This window comes from Luteimonas sp. RC10 (assembly GCF_014192745.1).
Lineage (GTDB): Bacteria > Pseudomonadota > Gammaproteobacteria > Xanthomonadales > Xanthomonadaceae > Luteimonas.
The window spans coordinates 145,570-158,228 of the sequence record NZ_JACHYJ010000008.1 but is presented as its reverse complement, the minus strand read 5'-3'; the positions used below and the strand labels follow the sequence as shown (position 1 = coordinate 158,228).

General features: G+C 71.7%; 13 protein-coding genes. 4 read left to right on the top strand and 9 right to left on the bottom strand.

From position 1 onward, the window contains the following. Positions 1–28: 28 nt before the first annotated feature. The 3 genes from FHW73_RS14730 to FHW73_RS14720 are packed head-to-tail and all read right to left on the bottom strand — an operon-like array spanning position 29 to position 2,127. A complete protein-coding gene (locus tag FHW73_RS14730) occupies positions 29–940 on the bottom strand; it encodes a histone deacetylase family protein (RefSeq protein WP_183427619.1) in 912 nt (303 codons plus the stop codon). Between the two features lie 40 nt (positions 941–980). Next, the gene (locus FHW73_RS14725; protein ID WP_183427502.1) at positions 981–1,532 is read right to left on the bottom strand and encodes a cob(I)yrinic acid a,c-diamide adenosyltransferase; all 552 of its coding nucleotides are present in this window, start codon (positions 1,530–1,532) and stop codon (positions 981–983) included. A gap of 7 nt (positions 1,533–1,539) precedes the next feature. Further along, on the bottom strand, positions 1,540–2,127 hold the full coding sequence (locus FHW73_RS14720) for a hypothetical protein (protein ID WP_183427501.1): 588 nt from the start codon (positions 2,125–2,127) through the stop codon (positions 1,540–1,542). A 100-nt stretch (positions 2,128–2,227) separates the two neighbouring features. Between FHW73_RS14720 and ubiH the strand changes: the two genes are divergently transcribed. The 3 genes from ubiH to FHW73_RS14705 are packed head-to-tail and all read left to right on the top strand — an operon-like array spanning position 2,228 to position 4,922. After that, complete coding sequence (gene ubiH, locus FHW73_RS14715; protein ID WP_183427500.1) at positions 2,228–3,436, top strand: 2-octaprenyl-6-methoxyphenyl hydroxylase; 1,209 nt, start codon at positions 2,228–2,230, stop codon at positions 3,434–3,436. Continuing rightward, positions 3,433–4,611 (top strand): FAD-dependent oxidoreductase, encoded by a 1,179-nt coding sequence (locus tag FHW73_RS14710; RefSeq protein WP_183427499.1) that lies wholly within the window; start codon positions 3,433–3,435, stop codon positions 4,609–4,611. The genes ubiH and FHW73_RS14710 overlap by 4 nt, the downstream gene beginning before the upstream one ends. 38 nt (positions 4,612–4,649) lie before the next feature. Next, on the top strand, positions 4,650–4,922 hold the full coding sequence (locus tag FHW73_RS14705; RefSeq protein ID WP_183427498.1) for a hypothetical protein: 273 nt from the start codon (positions 4,650–4,652) through the stop codon (positions 4,920–4,922). Positions 4,923–4,944: 22 nt separating this feature from the next. On the opposite strand, the gene FHW73_RS14700 is transcribed toward FHW73_RS14705, so the two are convergent. The 6 genes from FHW73_RS14700 to FHW73_RS14675 all read right to left on the bottom strand — a co-directional run bounded on the left by FHW73_RS14700 (position 4,945) and on the right by FHW73_RS14675 (position 10,257). Next, positions 4,945–5,886 carry a DUF808 domain-containing protein gene (locus tag FHW73_RS14700; protein WP_183427497.1) on the bottom strand — a complete coding sequence of 314 codons (942 nt, stop codon included), beginning with the start codon at positions 5,884–5,886 and terminating at the stop codon, positions 4,945–4,947. A 79-nt stretch (positions 5,887–5,965) separates the two neighbouring features. Beyond that, positions 5,966–6,304, bottom strand: coding sequence for a hypothetical protein (locus FHW73_RS14695; RefSeq protein WP_183427496.1), 339 nt, complete (start codon positions 6,302–6,304; stop codon positions 5,966–5,968). Between the two features lie 21 nt (positions 6,305–6,325). Further along, entirely contained in the window at positions 6,326–7,375 is a 1,050-nt protein-coding gene (rlmM, locus tag FHW73_RS14690; RefSeq protein WP_183427618.1) for a 23S rRNA (cytidine(2498)-2'-O)-methyltransferase RlmM, read from the bottom strand. A 49-nt stretch (positions 7,376–7,424) separates the two neighbouring features. Next, entirely contained in the window at positions 7,425–7,985 is a 561-nt protein-coding gene (locus FHW73_RS14685) for a nucleoside deaminase (protein ID WP_183427495.1), read from the bottom strand. Positions 7,986–8,024: 39 nt separating this feature from the next. Continuing rightward, entirely contained in the window at positions 8,025–8,414 is a 390-nt protein-coding gene (locus FHW73_RS14680) for a hypothetical protein (RefSeq protein ID WP_183427494.1), read from the bottom strand. Positions 8,415–8,490: 76 nt separating this feature from the next. Then, positions 8,491–10,257: a glutamine--tRNA ligase/YqeY domain fusion protein gene (locus tag FHW73_RS14675; RefSeq protein ID WP_183427493.1), complete on the bottom strand. Its 1,767-nt coding sequence runs from the start codon at positions 10,255–10,257 to the stop codon at positions 8,491–8,493. Between the two features lie 245 nt (positions 10,258–10,502). Between FHW73_RS14675 and FHW73_RS14670 the strand changes: the two genes are divergently transcribed. Beyond that, a complete protein-coding gene (locus FHW73_RS14670) occupies positions 10,503–12,653 on the top strand; it encodes a GGDEF domain-containing protein (protein ID WP_183427492.1) in 2,151 nt (716 codons plus the stop codon). The last annotated feature ends 6 nt before the right edge of the window (positions 12,654–12,659 follow it).

Genomic DNA, 12,659 nt, shown 5'->3' with positions numbered 1-12,659 from the left:
GTTCACGTCCGCAGGCGCGGCCCGGCGCTCAGCTGGCCAGTGCCTGAAGGTGGGCCACCGTGCACTCGCGCAGCGCCTGCAGGTCGTAGCCGCCCTCGAGCATCGACACCAGGCGCCCCTCGGCATGGCGGTCGGCCAGCACGACCAGCTCACGGGTCAGCCAGGCGAAGTCCTCGGCCTCGAGCTCGAGTTGGGCCAGCGGGTCGAGGCGATGGGCATCGAAGCCGGCCGACACCAGCACCAGCTGCGGGGCGAACGCGTCGATCTCGGGCAGGATCCGTTCCCGCCAGGCCTCGCAGAAACGGGCGCTGCCAGTGCCCGGCGCCAGCGGGATGTTGACGATATTGCCGACCCCGCGCTCGCGGCGCAGGCCGGTGTCGGGAAACAGCGGCAGTTGGTGTGAGCTCAGGTACTGCACCCGCGGCTCCTGCTCGAAGATCGCCTGGGTGCCGTTGCCATGGTGCACGTCGAAATCGACGATCGACACCCGCATCAGCCCGTAGCGCTCCAGCGCATGGGCCGCGGCGACGGCGATGTTGTTGAACAGGCAAAAGCCCATCGCGATGTCGGCGGTGGCGTGATGACCGGGCGGGCGTACGGCGCAGAAGGCCCGGCGCAGCTCGCCGTTGCAGACCAGATCGACCGCGGCGACGCCGGCACCCGCGGCATACAGCGCGGCCTGGGCCGAGCCGGGCGAGAGCACGGTGTCGGCGTCGAGCGGGATACGTCCGGTCGGGCGCGATTCGAGCACAGTCTGCAGCAGGGTTTCGTCGTGCACCCGCAGCAGTTGCCCGCGGGTGGCGGCCGGGGCCTGGCGCAGATCGAGGTCGGGGAACGCGGCACGCAGCGCCTCGATCACCGCGACCAGTCGCTGCGGCCGCTCGGCATGGTCGGGGCCGGTGTCGTGATCCAGGCACGCGGCATGCGAGAACACCGGCACCTGCCGGTCGTCGCCGCCGAAGCCGATCGGGTGGTGCATGTCAGGCGCGCCGCCGGGGCTGCCACAGCACCTCGCCGTGGCCGTCGCTCCGGGCGAGCACCCGGGCCAGCACGAACAGCAGGTCGGACAGGCGGTTGAGGTAGCGCAGCGCCTGCGGCCTGACCGTCTCCACGCGCGACAGCGCGACGGCCTCGCGCTCGGCGCGGCGCACGATGGTGCGGACGAGATGGCAGCGCGCCGCGGCCTCGCCGCCGCCGGGCAGGATGAAGTCGCGCAGCGGCGGCAAGGCGGCGTTGTGGTGGTCCAACTGCGCCTCCAGGTCCGCGACATCCGCATCCTCGATCGCGGCGTGGCCGGGGATGCACAGCTCGCCGCCCAGGTCGAACAGCCGGTGCTGGAGCGCAGTCAGCAGCGTGCGCACGTCCTCGGGCAGCGGCGTGGCGAGCAGCAGGCCGAGGGCCGAGTTCGCCTCGTCGACAGTCCCGTAGGCCGCCACCCGCAGCGCATCCTTGCCGGTCCGGCTGCCGTCGCCCAGGCCGGTCGAGCCGTCGTCCCCGGTGCGGGTGTAGATCCTGGAGAGGCGATGGCCCATCGCGTGCTCAGTCGGTGCCCAGCGCGCGGGCCGTCGCGGACCGCGGCGCGCCGCGCGCCGCCACCAGGTGGGCCATGACCGCGGCACCAACATAGAGTGCCGTCGTCCACAGGTAGGCCGGCAACCAGTCGGTGTAGTTCTTCCACCAGCCGGCCATGGTCGGCGCCATGACGCTGTCGCTGATCCAGTAGAAGCTGCCCTGTGCCACCAGGTGGCAGAGCGCGACCGACACGATCAGCGCGGCTGCGAGCCTGGCCAGCGCCACAGCCGCAGGTCCACCGCGGTATCCGCGTAGCCAGGCCCCGCCCATCCACAGCGCGAAATGCGCCGGGATCAGGCACCAGTAGGCCGGCGATACGCAGTAGTGCTGCCAGAACGACAGGCCCTGGGCCTGGATGACGAGGGCATCGATCGCCACCGCCAGGACCATCAGCGCCGGAAATGCCAGACGCGTCCAAGGCCGCAAGTAGAGGCCGCCGAGGAAGAACACCGCCCAGGAGGCATCGGGAACCGCCGCGAAGTGATGCACGCGGGTGGCAGCCATCAGCAGGGCTAGCGAGGCGAGGATCGTGGCGCGGCGGGCGGTGGCGGACATGCTGCGACTCCCGGCGGAGACGGATGAGACGGGCATTCTATCGGAGCGTCGGTCAGGCCGCGTGGCGCGGCGTACCGGGCCGAACGCTTATCATCACGCCATGAACCATGCACATCAGGTCCTGATCGTCGGTGGCGGGCTGGTTGGTGCCAGTCTGGCGATCGCGCTCGATCGCGCCGGCGTCGATACCGGGCTGGTCGAGGCGACGCCGCCCGAGTCGATGCCGGCGGTGTTCGACGAGCGGAATCTCAGCTTCGCCGAGGCCACGGTCAACGCGCTGACCGCGCTCGGCGTGCTGCAGAAACTGCAGATGCCGCCGGGCCCGATCCGTCGCATCCACGTCAGCCGCCAGGGCGACTTCGGCCGCCTGCGGCTGGACGCCGCCGACTACGGCCGCGAGCAGTTCGGGCAGGTCGTGGTCGCCCGCGACTTCGGTCAGGCGCTGGAGTCGCGGCTGGGCGAGCTGTCGCATCTCACCCGCTACCGGCCCGCGCGTTTCGTCGGGCTGGAGCCGGAGGCCGACGGCCTTCGCATCGCGCGCATCGCGGGCAGCGAGGGCGAACAGCGGATCGGTGCGGCGCTGGTCGTCGCCGCCGATGGCACGGCGTCCGCCGTCCGTGCGGCATTGGGCATCGACACTCTGGAACACGACTATCGCCAGGATCTGTTCGTCGCGCGGCTGCGCACGGCGCGGGCGCCGGACGGCAGCGCGTTCGAACGCCTGACCGACAGCGGCCCGACCGCGCTGCTGCCGCGTGGCGATCGCCACTACGGCCTGGTGCACGGCGTCGATCGCGACGCCGCCGACGCGGTCGCCGCCCTCGACGAGGCCGCGTTCCTGGCCCGCGTGCAAACGGCCTTCGGCTGGCGTGCGGGTCGGTTCGAGGCCGTCGGCCCGCGCAGCCGCTACCCGCTGCGCCGCGTGGTCGCCGAACGCAGCACCGCTGCACGCGCGGTGCTGGTCGGCAATGCGGCGCAGACCCTGCATCCGATCGGCGCGCAGGGCTTCAACCTCGGCTTGCGCGATGCGCTGACGCTGGCCGAACTGGTCGCCGATGGCGGCGATCCCGGCGCGCCGGCGTTGCTGGCGGCCTGGGCGGCGCGCCGGCATGAGGACCGCACGCGCACGCTGGCGTTCTCCGATGGCCTGGCGCGGCTGACCGCCAACCCCTCGCCGCTGCTGCGCCCATTGCGCAGCGCCGGGCTGCTGGCGCTCGACGCCGACCGCGGCCTGCAGGCGATGCTCGCCGGCGGCGCGATGGGCTACCGCGGCGATGTGCCGGCGCTGTGTCGCGGAGCCGCGGCATGAGCCGGCGCGGCGTGCGCGATGTCGTGGTCGTCGGCGGCGGCGTGGTCGGTGCGGCCTGTGCCCTGGCGCTCGCTGGCCAGGACCTGGACGTGGTGCTGGTCGAGGCCAGGCCGCCGGCCGGCTGGACGCCGGCCGAGCCGGACCTGCGCGTCTACGCGTTCGCGCACGACAACGCGCGGTTGCTGGCGCAGGTCGGCGCCTGGGACGCGGTGCGCGCCGCACGCGCGCACCCTTACCGGCGTATGCGGGTCTGGGATGCCGGCGGCGGCAGCGAGCTGATCTTCGACGCCGATGCGCTGGGTATGCGTGAGCTGGGCTGGATCGTCGAGCACGGCCTGCTGGTGGATCGGCTCTGGGCGCGGTTGGCTGCGGCCGGGGTCGAGGTGCGCAGCCCGGCGACGGTCGAGGCGCTGGAGACCGCCGCAGACTCGGTCGCGCTGCGGCTGGCCGACGGGCCCCGGATCGAGGCGCGACTGGCGATTGCCGCCGACGGCGCCGGCTCGGTGCTCCGCCGCCTGGCCGGGATCGGTGCGCAGGCCCACGACTACGGCCAGAGCGGCGTGGTGGGGTATGTGCGCGGCGAGCAGCCGCACGAGGACACGGCCTGGCAGCGCTTCCTGCCGACGGGCCCCCTGGCGCTGCTGCCCTGTGGCGACGGCAGTTGTTCGATCGTCTGGACCTTGCCGGCCGACGAGGCCGCGCGCGTGCGCAGCCTGGACGATGCCGCGTTTGCCGACGCGCTGACGCGCGCTGCGGAAGGGCGCTTCGGGCGGCTGACGCCGGTCTCGGCGCGGGCGGCCTTCCCGCTGCGTCGCCAACTGGTCGACAGCCAGCACGCCGGGCGTGTGCTGGTGGTCGGTGATGCCGCGCATGTGGTCCATCCTTTGGCCGGGCAGGGCGTGAACCTGGGGCTGCGCGATGTGGCCGGCCTGGCGGAGACCGTGGCGCAGGCCCGCCGCCGCGGCGCGGCCTGGGACGCGCCGCACCGGCTGGCGCGCTGGGCGCGCACCCGGCGCAGCGACAACACCGTCGCGGCCTACGCGTTCGAGACCATCAATCGTGTCTATTCGACCGACGCACTGGCACCGACGCTGCTGCGCAGCCATGCGCTGGGTATCGCGCAGGCGCTGCCGCCGCTGCGCAACCTGCTGTGGGCGCGCGCCGCCGGTCGCTGAGCCGGCGCGGCGTCGCCTGCCTGCGGGCGGCGACGGGCGTGGCCGCGTGGCTGGGCGCGGCGCCCGCGTTCGCGCTGCGGCAGTGTCCTGTAGTCAGCGACGATGCGGGCCTGTTCGCGTTCCTGGGCGTCGCCTGTCTGGTACTGGCGGTCGTCGTCGGCAGTGCGGTGCCCTGGATCACGTTCCGCAGGCTCCGCGGGCGGCGTGCCGCCGTGGTCGCCCTTGGGCTGCTGCTGGCGATCGTCGCCATGCTGGCGATCTGGGTCGCGGGCATCTGGGTCTGGGGCGCCTGGGCGGTCATGCGCTGCTGACCGGGCGACGCCCGCTGTCGCGTCAGCCCGCCGGCGTGGGCGCCTTGCCCGTACGCAGGCGGCGGATGCCTGACACCACGGCGACCGCCAGGCCGCCGGCGACCACGCCCACCACCGCATTGATCAGCGTCGGCAGCAGCGCGCCGAGCACGGTGCCGACTGTCGGCAATGCGCCCAGGCCGGTTGCGGTCTCGTCGATCCAGGTCGCCAGGTCGTGGATGGCGTGGGTGATGATGCCGCCGCCGACCAGGAACATCGCCGCGGTGCCGACGATCGCCAGGCCCTTCATCAGCCAGGGCGCGGCGCGCAGGATCGCGCGGCCTGTCGTCTGCGCCGCCGCCGAGGTGCGGCGGGTCAGCGCCAGGCCGGCGTCGTCGAGTTTGACGATGCCCGCGACCAGACCGTAGACCCCGATGGTCACCAGCGCCGAGATGCCGACGAGCACGCCCAACTGGGTCGCGAAAGGCTGGCCGGCGACGGTGCCCAGCGCGATCGCGATGATCTCGGCCGACAGGATCAGGTCGGTGCGCACCGCGCCGCGGATCTTGTCGCGCTCGAATGCCACCGGGTCGACATCGGCTGCGGCCAGCGCTGCGGTGCGCGCGGGCTTGTCGGCATCGTCGCGCGCGCGGTGCACGAGCTTGTGCAGGACCTTCTCGAAGCCCTCGTAGCACAGGAACAGGCCGCCGGCCAGCAACAGTGGGGTGACCAGCCACGGCAGCCAGGCGCTGATCGCCAGCGCGCCGGGCACCAGGATCAGCTTGTTGCGCGCCGAGCCCTTGGCGACCGCCCAGACCACCGGCAGCTCGCGGTCGGCCTGAACGCCGGTGACCTGCTGCGCGTTGAGTGCCAGATCGTCGCCAAGCACGCCTGCGGTCTTGCGTGCGGCGACCTTGGTCATCAACGCGACATCGTCGAGCACGGTCGCGATGTCGTCGAGCAGGGTCAGCAGGCTGAAGGCCATCGCAAGGGCGCCGAAAAAGGGGAGGTCGGCGCGCAGTATCCGTCAGCGCGGTGAGCGCGCAATCACGCGCCCCGGGGCATCACCGTGCCAGCGCGTAGGCGGCGAGCGCGAAGGCCAGCCCCGCGGCGGTCGTGGCAGCCACGGCCAGCCGGTTGGACAGCACCAGCCGACGCTCCAGGCGCTCGGCGCCCAGTTGCAGCACCTCGATGGTCTTCTGCATGTCGACGGCGAGCTTGGCGATCGAGTCGGCGTTCTGGCTCGCCGCATCCTGCAGTTCGCCGATCTGCGCGTCGATCACGTCGAGCCGCCGTTGCTGGCCGAGGTCGATCTGGGGTGGCGTGCGGGTGAAGATCGGCCGTGCCAGCCGGACGATCTCGGGCAGGTACGGGGCGACGGCGGTGATCCAGCCTGCGGCCATGCGGTGTCCTCCGGTGCGCTTCTACTCGACGCTGGCGTAGACCGTGATCTCTTCGCGGTCGTGGTAGAGCTGGCGGGCGCGCAGCGTCAGCGTTGCATGCTCGCCGGCGTTGTTGGCGAACAGGTCCAGCGCCAGCAGCGTTTCCTGCCAGCGCTTCTTCATCGGTAGCTTGAGATTGAAGATCGCGTGTCGGCACCAGCCCTCGCGGAACCAGGTGGCCATGCGCTCGGCCACGCGGCGCGGCTGTTCGACCATGTCGCACACCAGCCAGTCGACAGGGCCGACGGGCTGGTAGCGGAAGCCGTCGACGCGATGATGGTCGACCAGGCCGGTGTCGAGCAGATCGGCCTGCATCGGCCCGTTGTCGACTGCGACCACGCGCATGTGCTCGCGCGTCAGCACCCAGGTCCAGCCGCCGGGGGCTGCGCCCAGATCGACCGCGCGCATGCCGGGCTTGATGCGGGCATTGCGCTCGCGCTCGGTCAGCAGGGTCATGAAGGCCTCTTCGAGCTTCAGCGCCGAGCGCGACGGGGCCTCGGTGTGCGTGCGCAGGCGCGGGATGCCCATCGCCCACGGGGCGCTGTCGCCGACGACCGATTGCGCGATGAACGCGCGGGTGCCGCTGACGAAGAAGACGTGCAGGCGCGGGAAGCGCGCTTCGTCCTTCTGGCTCAGGAAGCCACGCTTGCGCAGCGCCGGACGCAGCGCGTTGCCGAAGCTGCGCGCCAGGCCGGCAAGCTGCTTGCCGTCGTCGGAGTCGGGATGCTCGACGATCAACTCGCCATGACGTCCGCGGCCGGCCAGCGCCTCGAAGATCGGCGTGATCCGGTCGGTCGGGTCAAGATCGCGCAACTCGGCCAGCAACATCAGCTTCTGGCGCGCGAAGATCAGTTCGCGGAACGGCAGTTCGTGGGTCAGGGCCGGGCCATTGTCGGAATGGAACAGCACGTAGCCGTCGCCGCGCGTGGCCTGCGCATAGCCGGCGACGTGGACGCCGGCAGCGCGCTCGGTCAGCTCCGCGGCGAGGTCGGACTCGAACCCGGGGCGGCAGTAGCACAGCAGGCCGCTGATCGGCGGGGCGGTGCCGAGGTCCGGCTGGGTCGGGTCGATGTCGTGCATGTCAGTACTTCGCTCCTTCGGATTCGCCGTAGGTGCGCAGCACCGTGCAGGCCTCGTCGCGCAACAGGTCGCGCACGACCGCAATGCCGCGGCCGGTCAGGGCGCCGACCCAGTCTTCGGGCAGCGGGCCTTCATCGAAGGGCGTCAGCGCCTCGACATCTTCGGCGCGTGCGCCGATCAGCAGCCGGTCGATGCCGGCCCAGACGGTGGCGCCGTAGCACATGCAGCAGGGCTGCGATGAGGTCGCCAGCGTCACCGGGCCGATGCGCTCGTTGAGCCGCGGCGTCTGCAGCCGTTGCTGCGCCAGCATGTAGGCCATGGTTTCGGCGTGGGCGACCGAGCAGGTGTGTGGCATCACCCGGTTCACGCCGACCGCCACGATGCGGTCCTGGCCGTCGAAGACCGCCGCGCCGAACGGGCCACCACTGGCGGCCTCGACATTGCGCCGCGACAGCGCGATCGCGAGCGCGACCTTGGCCTCGTCGCCGGGATAGGCGCGCGCCGTGTCGACATGCTCGTGGACCCAGGCGGGCAGGGTGAGGTGGACTTGTGCGTACAGCATTGCAGATACCTTGAAAGAAGCGAGGCGGCGAAGCCGCGGTCAGCGCGTGTGCACACGCATCGGCGCCGCTTCGCAGCGGTTGGAGACGCAGCGGCAGGCCTCGATCTCGCGGAAGCCGCAGACCGAGGCCAAGCCGCGCGCGGCGCAGTCGGCCGCGACGGCCTGCGGGTCGACCGCGGCGTCGCGATGGACGCAGGCCGGATAGACGCCGCAGCAGTTGCCGACATTCTTGACGGTGCAGTCGGCATCGACGTTGCAGCCGGTGTCGGGGGCGAGCGGGTTGCCAGTGCCAGCCGACAGGGCCGGAGGCGCGCCGGCGGGCACGCCTGCCGGTGGCGTGCTCGGTGCCTGCGGCGCGGCGCAGGCCGCAAGCGCGAGCAACGACACGAGGGTCAAGAGGCCGAACAGCAGGGAGCGCAAACGATTCATCGGCGCGATGGTACCGCTCCGGCCCCGTCGGCGTGTCGAGTGCGCGCGGCGGGCGCGCACCGACACGCCCGGGCCATCAGCCGGGCTTGGCCGAGGTCCAGACGTCGCGCAAGGTGACGCTGCGGTTGAACACCGGCTTGTCGCTGGCGTGGTCGTAGCGGTCGGCGACGAAGTAGCCCAGGCGCTCGAACTGGAACGCCTGCTCGGGCGCGGCCTGCGCCGCGGCAGGCTCCACGTAGCCGGTGGTGCTGCGCTTGGACTCGGGATTGAGATGATCGCGGTAGGTCTTGCCGGTGGATTCGTCGTCGGGCTTTTCGACCACGAACAGGCGGTCGTAGAGCCGCACCTCGGCCTGGACCGCATGCGCGGCGCTGACCCAGTGGATCGTGCCCTTGACCTTGCGGTTGGCGCCTTCCATGCCGGGTCGCGACTCGGGATCGAGCGTGCCGCGCAACTCGACGATCGCACCGTCGGCGTCCTTGATCACCTTGTCGACGCGCACGATGCCGGCGCCGCGCAGGCGCACTTCGCCGCCGGGCACCAGGCGCTTCCAGCCCTTGGGCGGTACTTCGGCGAAATCCTCGCGCTCGATCCACAGCTGGCGCGAGAACGGCACTTCGCGCGTGCCCTGCGCCTCGTCCTTGGGGTGGTTGGGGAAGGTCAGCGTTTCGGCATGGCCCTCGGGCAGGTTGGTCAGCACCAGCTTGAGCGGGTCGATCACCGCCATGCGCCGCGGCGCGCGCGCATCCAGGTCGTCGCGCAGCGCCCCTTCGAGCACCGAGAAGTCGATCACCGAGTTTTGCTTGCTGATGCCCACCCGGTCGACCAGCAACCGCAGGCTCGAGGGCGTATAGCCGCGGCGGCGCAGCCCCTGCAACGTGTACATGCGCGGGTCGTCCCAGCCGTCGACCAGGCCATCGGCGACCAGTTGGGTGAGCTTGCGCTTGCTCATCACCGTGTAGTTGATGTTCAGGCGCGAGAACTCGATCTGACGCGGCTTGGCCGCGACGACCGGCAGGCCGCGCGCGGTCAACGATGCGAGCAGCTCGGGATGTCCGGCCAGGTCGACCCGGTCGACGACCCAGTCGTAGAGCGGGCGATGGTCTTCGAACTCCAGCGTGCACAGCGAGTGGGTGATGCCTTCGACCGCGTCGCCCAGCGCGTGGGCATAGTCGTACATCGGATAGATCGGCCAGGCATCGCCGGTGTTCTGGTGGGCGAGATGCTTGATCCGGTACAGCGCCGGGTCGCGCAGATTCATATTGCCGCTGGCCATGTCGATCTTTGCGCGCAGCGTGCGCGTGCCGTCGGCGAACTCGCCGGCGCGCATGCGCCGGAACAGGTCCAGGTTCTCGTCCACGCTGCGGTCGCGGAACGGCGAATTGCGGCCCGGCTCGGTCAGCGTGCCGCGATACTCGCGGACCTGCTCGGCGGTCAGGTCGCAGACGAAGGCATCGCCCTGCGCGATGAGCTTCTCGGCGGCCAGGTAATAGACCTCGAAGTAGTCCGAGGCGTGGCGCAGTTCGGCCCAGTCGAAGCCTAGCCAGCGCACGTCGTCCTCGATCGCGCGCACGAACGCGAGGTCTTCCTTTTCCGGGTTGGTGTCGTCGAAGCGCAGGTTGCACCGCCCGCCGAACTCATCGGCGATGCCGAAGTCCAGGCAGATCGCCTTGGCGTGGCCGATGTGCAGATAGCCATTGGGCTCGGGCGGGAAACGGGTCCGGACCGTGGTGTGCCGGCCGCTGGCGAGGTCCTCGCGGACGATCTGCCGGATGAAGTCCTGGCGCACCGGAGCGGCGGCGTCGGTGGGCGGGGCGGCGGATTCGATCGGACCTGCGGACATGGGGCGGACGGCTCGGGGGATGCGGAATGAACTGCGCAGTGTAGCGGACCGGCCGGTGGGGCCGACGGAGGCGAGCCCTACCCGGGGTGCCGCGCTTCTGTGACCGCCAGTGACATAATGTTGTGACGGAGTACGGATTTCCGACGGGAAGGAGCAGGATGCAGCGCGACAGCGACAACGCGCGCGGGCGGCGCGTGGGCGACGATGTGTCGGCCGCGCGCCGGCGTGTGCGAGAGGGCCCGCCGATGACGAGCAGCGAACGTGCGCGTGCGATTCCCGGCCATGGCTGGGTGCTGGCCGGCTGCCTGCTGTTATTGCTGGGCCTGTTCGTCGCGCTGGTCGCCTCCACCCAGTTGCGGCCGGGCGAGCGCCGCGCGGTCGAGATCCTGGCCCCGGCGTCCGATGCGGCCCCCGGGGTCGAGGCGCGCCTGCGTTTCACGCTGCCGAGCGGCGATGCCGCCGGCGCGCGTTGGGCGCTGTGGTTTCCCCGAGAAATGGTCGAGGGGTTGCAGCTGCGCGCGGCCGATGGCTGGCAAAGCGAACCGCGCGGCTTCTTCCGGGTCGGTGACGATGAGGGCATGTTGCCGACCGGCTACGGCTTCGTGCTGCCGGAGTGGCAGGGCCCGGTGGAACTGACGCTGCATGCCGACCGGCCGCTTCCGGCGACGATGCGGCCGGTGCTGGCCCGCGCCGTCGACGTGCGGCGGATCGAGCGCTCGGGTGTCGCGCTGGCCGGTGCGGTCTACGGCGGCCTGTTGGCGCTGGCGGCGATGGCGCTGGCGCTGGCGCACGCCTCGCGTGACCGCCTGTTCGTGGGGTTCTTCGGCTATGTGGTCGTGCTGGTGCTGCTGCTGCAGGCACGCAACGGCCATCTGTACGGGCTGCCCGGCGCGTCGTTGCTTGGGGCGTGGCGCGAACAGGGGGTCTCGGCGCTGGCGCTGCTGTATGCCGCCGTCTGGCTGTCGCTGGTGCGCGCCTACGCGATGCCCGAACGGCGCGACCGTCTGGTGGCCATCGTCCGCGTGCTGGGAGGCGTGTTGACGGCGTTGGCCGCGGTCTGTGCTCTGCGCCTGCCGGCGCTCGATGGGGTCATGGAACGCGTCACCGCCTACGGCTGGCTGCTGGCGGGCATCGCCGGACTGGCGATGCTGGTCGATGGCGCACGCCGCGGCGTCAGCCTGGCCGGCTGGTTGCTGGTGACGGCATTGGTGCCGGTCGTCGCCGGTGCTTGGGCTGCCCTGGTGCGGCACGGCCTCGCCGCAGACGTACCGCTGGTCCACCTGGGCTATCAGGGCGGCGCGGTGGCGTTCGTGCTGGTGTTGGGCCTGGCACTGGTGCAGCGGATCGGCGATTACCGCGATCAGCGCGATCGCGACCGGATCGCGCGACTGGAGACCGAGCGCCGCATGCGCCGGGAGGCCGCCCGCGCGAACCTGTCGGCGGCCCTGCAGGCCCAGCTCGACGGCCTGGATGCGGGCGACCTGCCGGCCTGCGGTTTCCGCTTGCTGGTCGAGCACCTGATGCCGCTGGTGCCTGCCGAGTCGTGCGCGGTGATGCTGCGCGGTTATCTCGGCGTGGACCGGGTGTTCGTCGAGCCGGCCGGGGTGGCGGCGCGCGTCGAACGCAGCCTCGCCTCGCGCGAGCAAGCCCTGCGCCGACTGGCCGTCGCTGGCGTGGCGACCCAGCAACCTGCGCCGGAAGAAGGCCGCGGACCGGCCATCGAGGCCTGGGTGCCGCTGCAGATGCGCACGCCGGTCTGGGGCGTGCTGGTGATGCGCCGTGCCGGCGACGCCGGATTCCTGCCCGAGGACATGGCGCTGATCGCCGAACTGCTGCGGCTGGTGCAGCAGCACGTCGACCAGGCGGCGGCCGCGCTCAAGCTGCGCCGCTCGGCCGAGATGGACGCACTGACTGGCACGATGAACCGCCGCATGCTCGACCAGTGGGTGGCGCGGATCTTCGCCGATGCGGAGCGCGACGAACGGCCGGTCTCGGTGCTGTTCGTCGACCTGGATCACTTCAAGTCGGTCAACGACCGCTACGGTCATGCCTGCGGCGACGACTGCCTGCGCCGGGTCGCGGCCGCGCTGCAGGGCGCTTTGAGCGACGGCGCGGTGTTCGGCCGTTACGGCGGCGAGGAGTTCATGGTCGTGCTGCCGGGCCTGGAGGGCGCCCGGGCGCGGGTCATCGGCGAGCGCATGCGCATGGCGGTCGAGGAGGTCGATGTCCGCCACGAAGGTACGCGCGTCGGGCTGTCGGTCAGCATCGGCATCGCGACCCGACGCCGCGGCGAACGTACCGCCGCCGAGACGCTGTCGCGCGCCGACAAGGCGCTCTACGCCGCCAAGCACGAGGGCAGGAATCGCGTCCGGATGGCGCCAGCCGTCTTCGCCTGAGGCGCA

Excerpts from the sequence above, each read along its gene's own strand:
- FHW73_RS14725 (WP_183427502.1), bottom strand. The coding sequence starts at position 1,532 with ATGGGCCATCGCCTCTCCAGGATCTACACCCGCACCGGGGACGACGGC.
- FHW73_RS14720 (WP_183427501.1), bottom strand. The coding sequence starts at position 2,127 with ATGTCCGCCACCGCCCGCCGCGCCACGATCCTCGCCTCGCTAGCCCTG.
- ubiH (WP_183427500.1), top strand. The coding sequence starts at position 2,228 with ATGAACCATGCACATCAGGTCCTGATCGTCGGTGGCGGGCTGGTTGGT.
- FHW73_RS14710 (WP_183427499.1), top strand. The coding sequence starts at position 3,433 with ATGAGCCGGCGCGGCGTGCGCGATGTCGTGGTCGTCGGCGGCGGCGTG.
- FHW73_RS14700 (WP_183427497.1), bottom strand. The coding sequence starts at position 5,886 with ATGGCCTTCAGCCTGCTGACCCTGCTCGACGACATCGCGACCGTGCTC.
- FHW73_RS14695 (WP_183427496.1), bottom strand. The coding sequence starts at position 6,304 with ATGGCCGCAGGCTGGATCACCGCCGTCGCCCCGTACCTGCCCGAGATC.
- FHW73_RS14685 (WP_183427495.1), bottom strand. The coding sequence starts at position 7,985 with ATGCTGTACGCACAAGTCCACCTCACCCTGCCCGCCTGGGTCCACGAG.
- FHW73_RS14680 (WP_183427494.1), bottom strand. The coding sequence starts at position 8,414 with ATGAATCGTTTGCGCTCCCTGCTGTTCGGCCTCTTGACCCTCGTGTCG.
- FHW73_RS14675 (WP_183427493.1), bottom strand. The coding sequence starts at position 10,257 with ATGTCCGCAGGTCCGATCGAATCCGCCGCCCCGCCCACCGACGCCGCC.
- FHW73_RS14670 (WP_183427492.1), top strand. The coding sequence starts at position 10,503 with ATGACGAGCAGCGAACGTGCGCGTGCGATTCCCGGCCATGGCTGGGTG.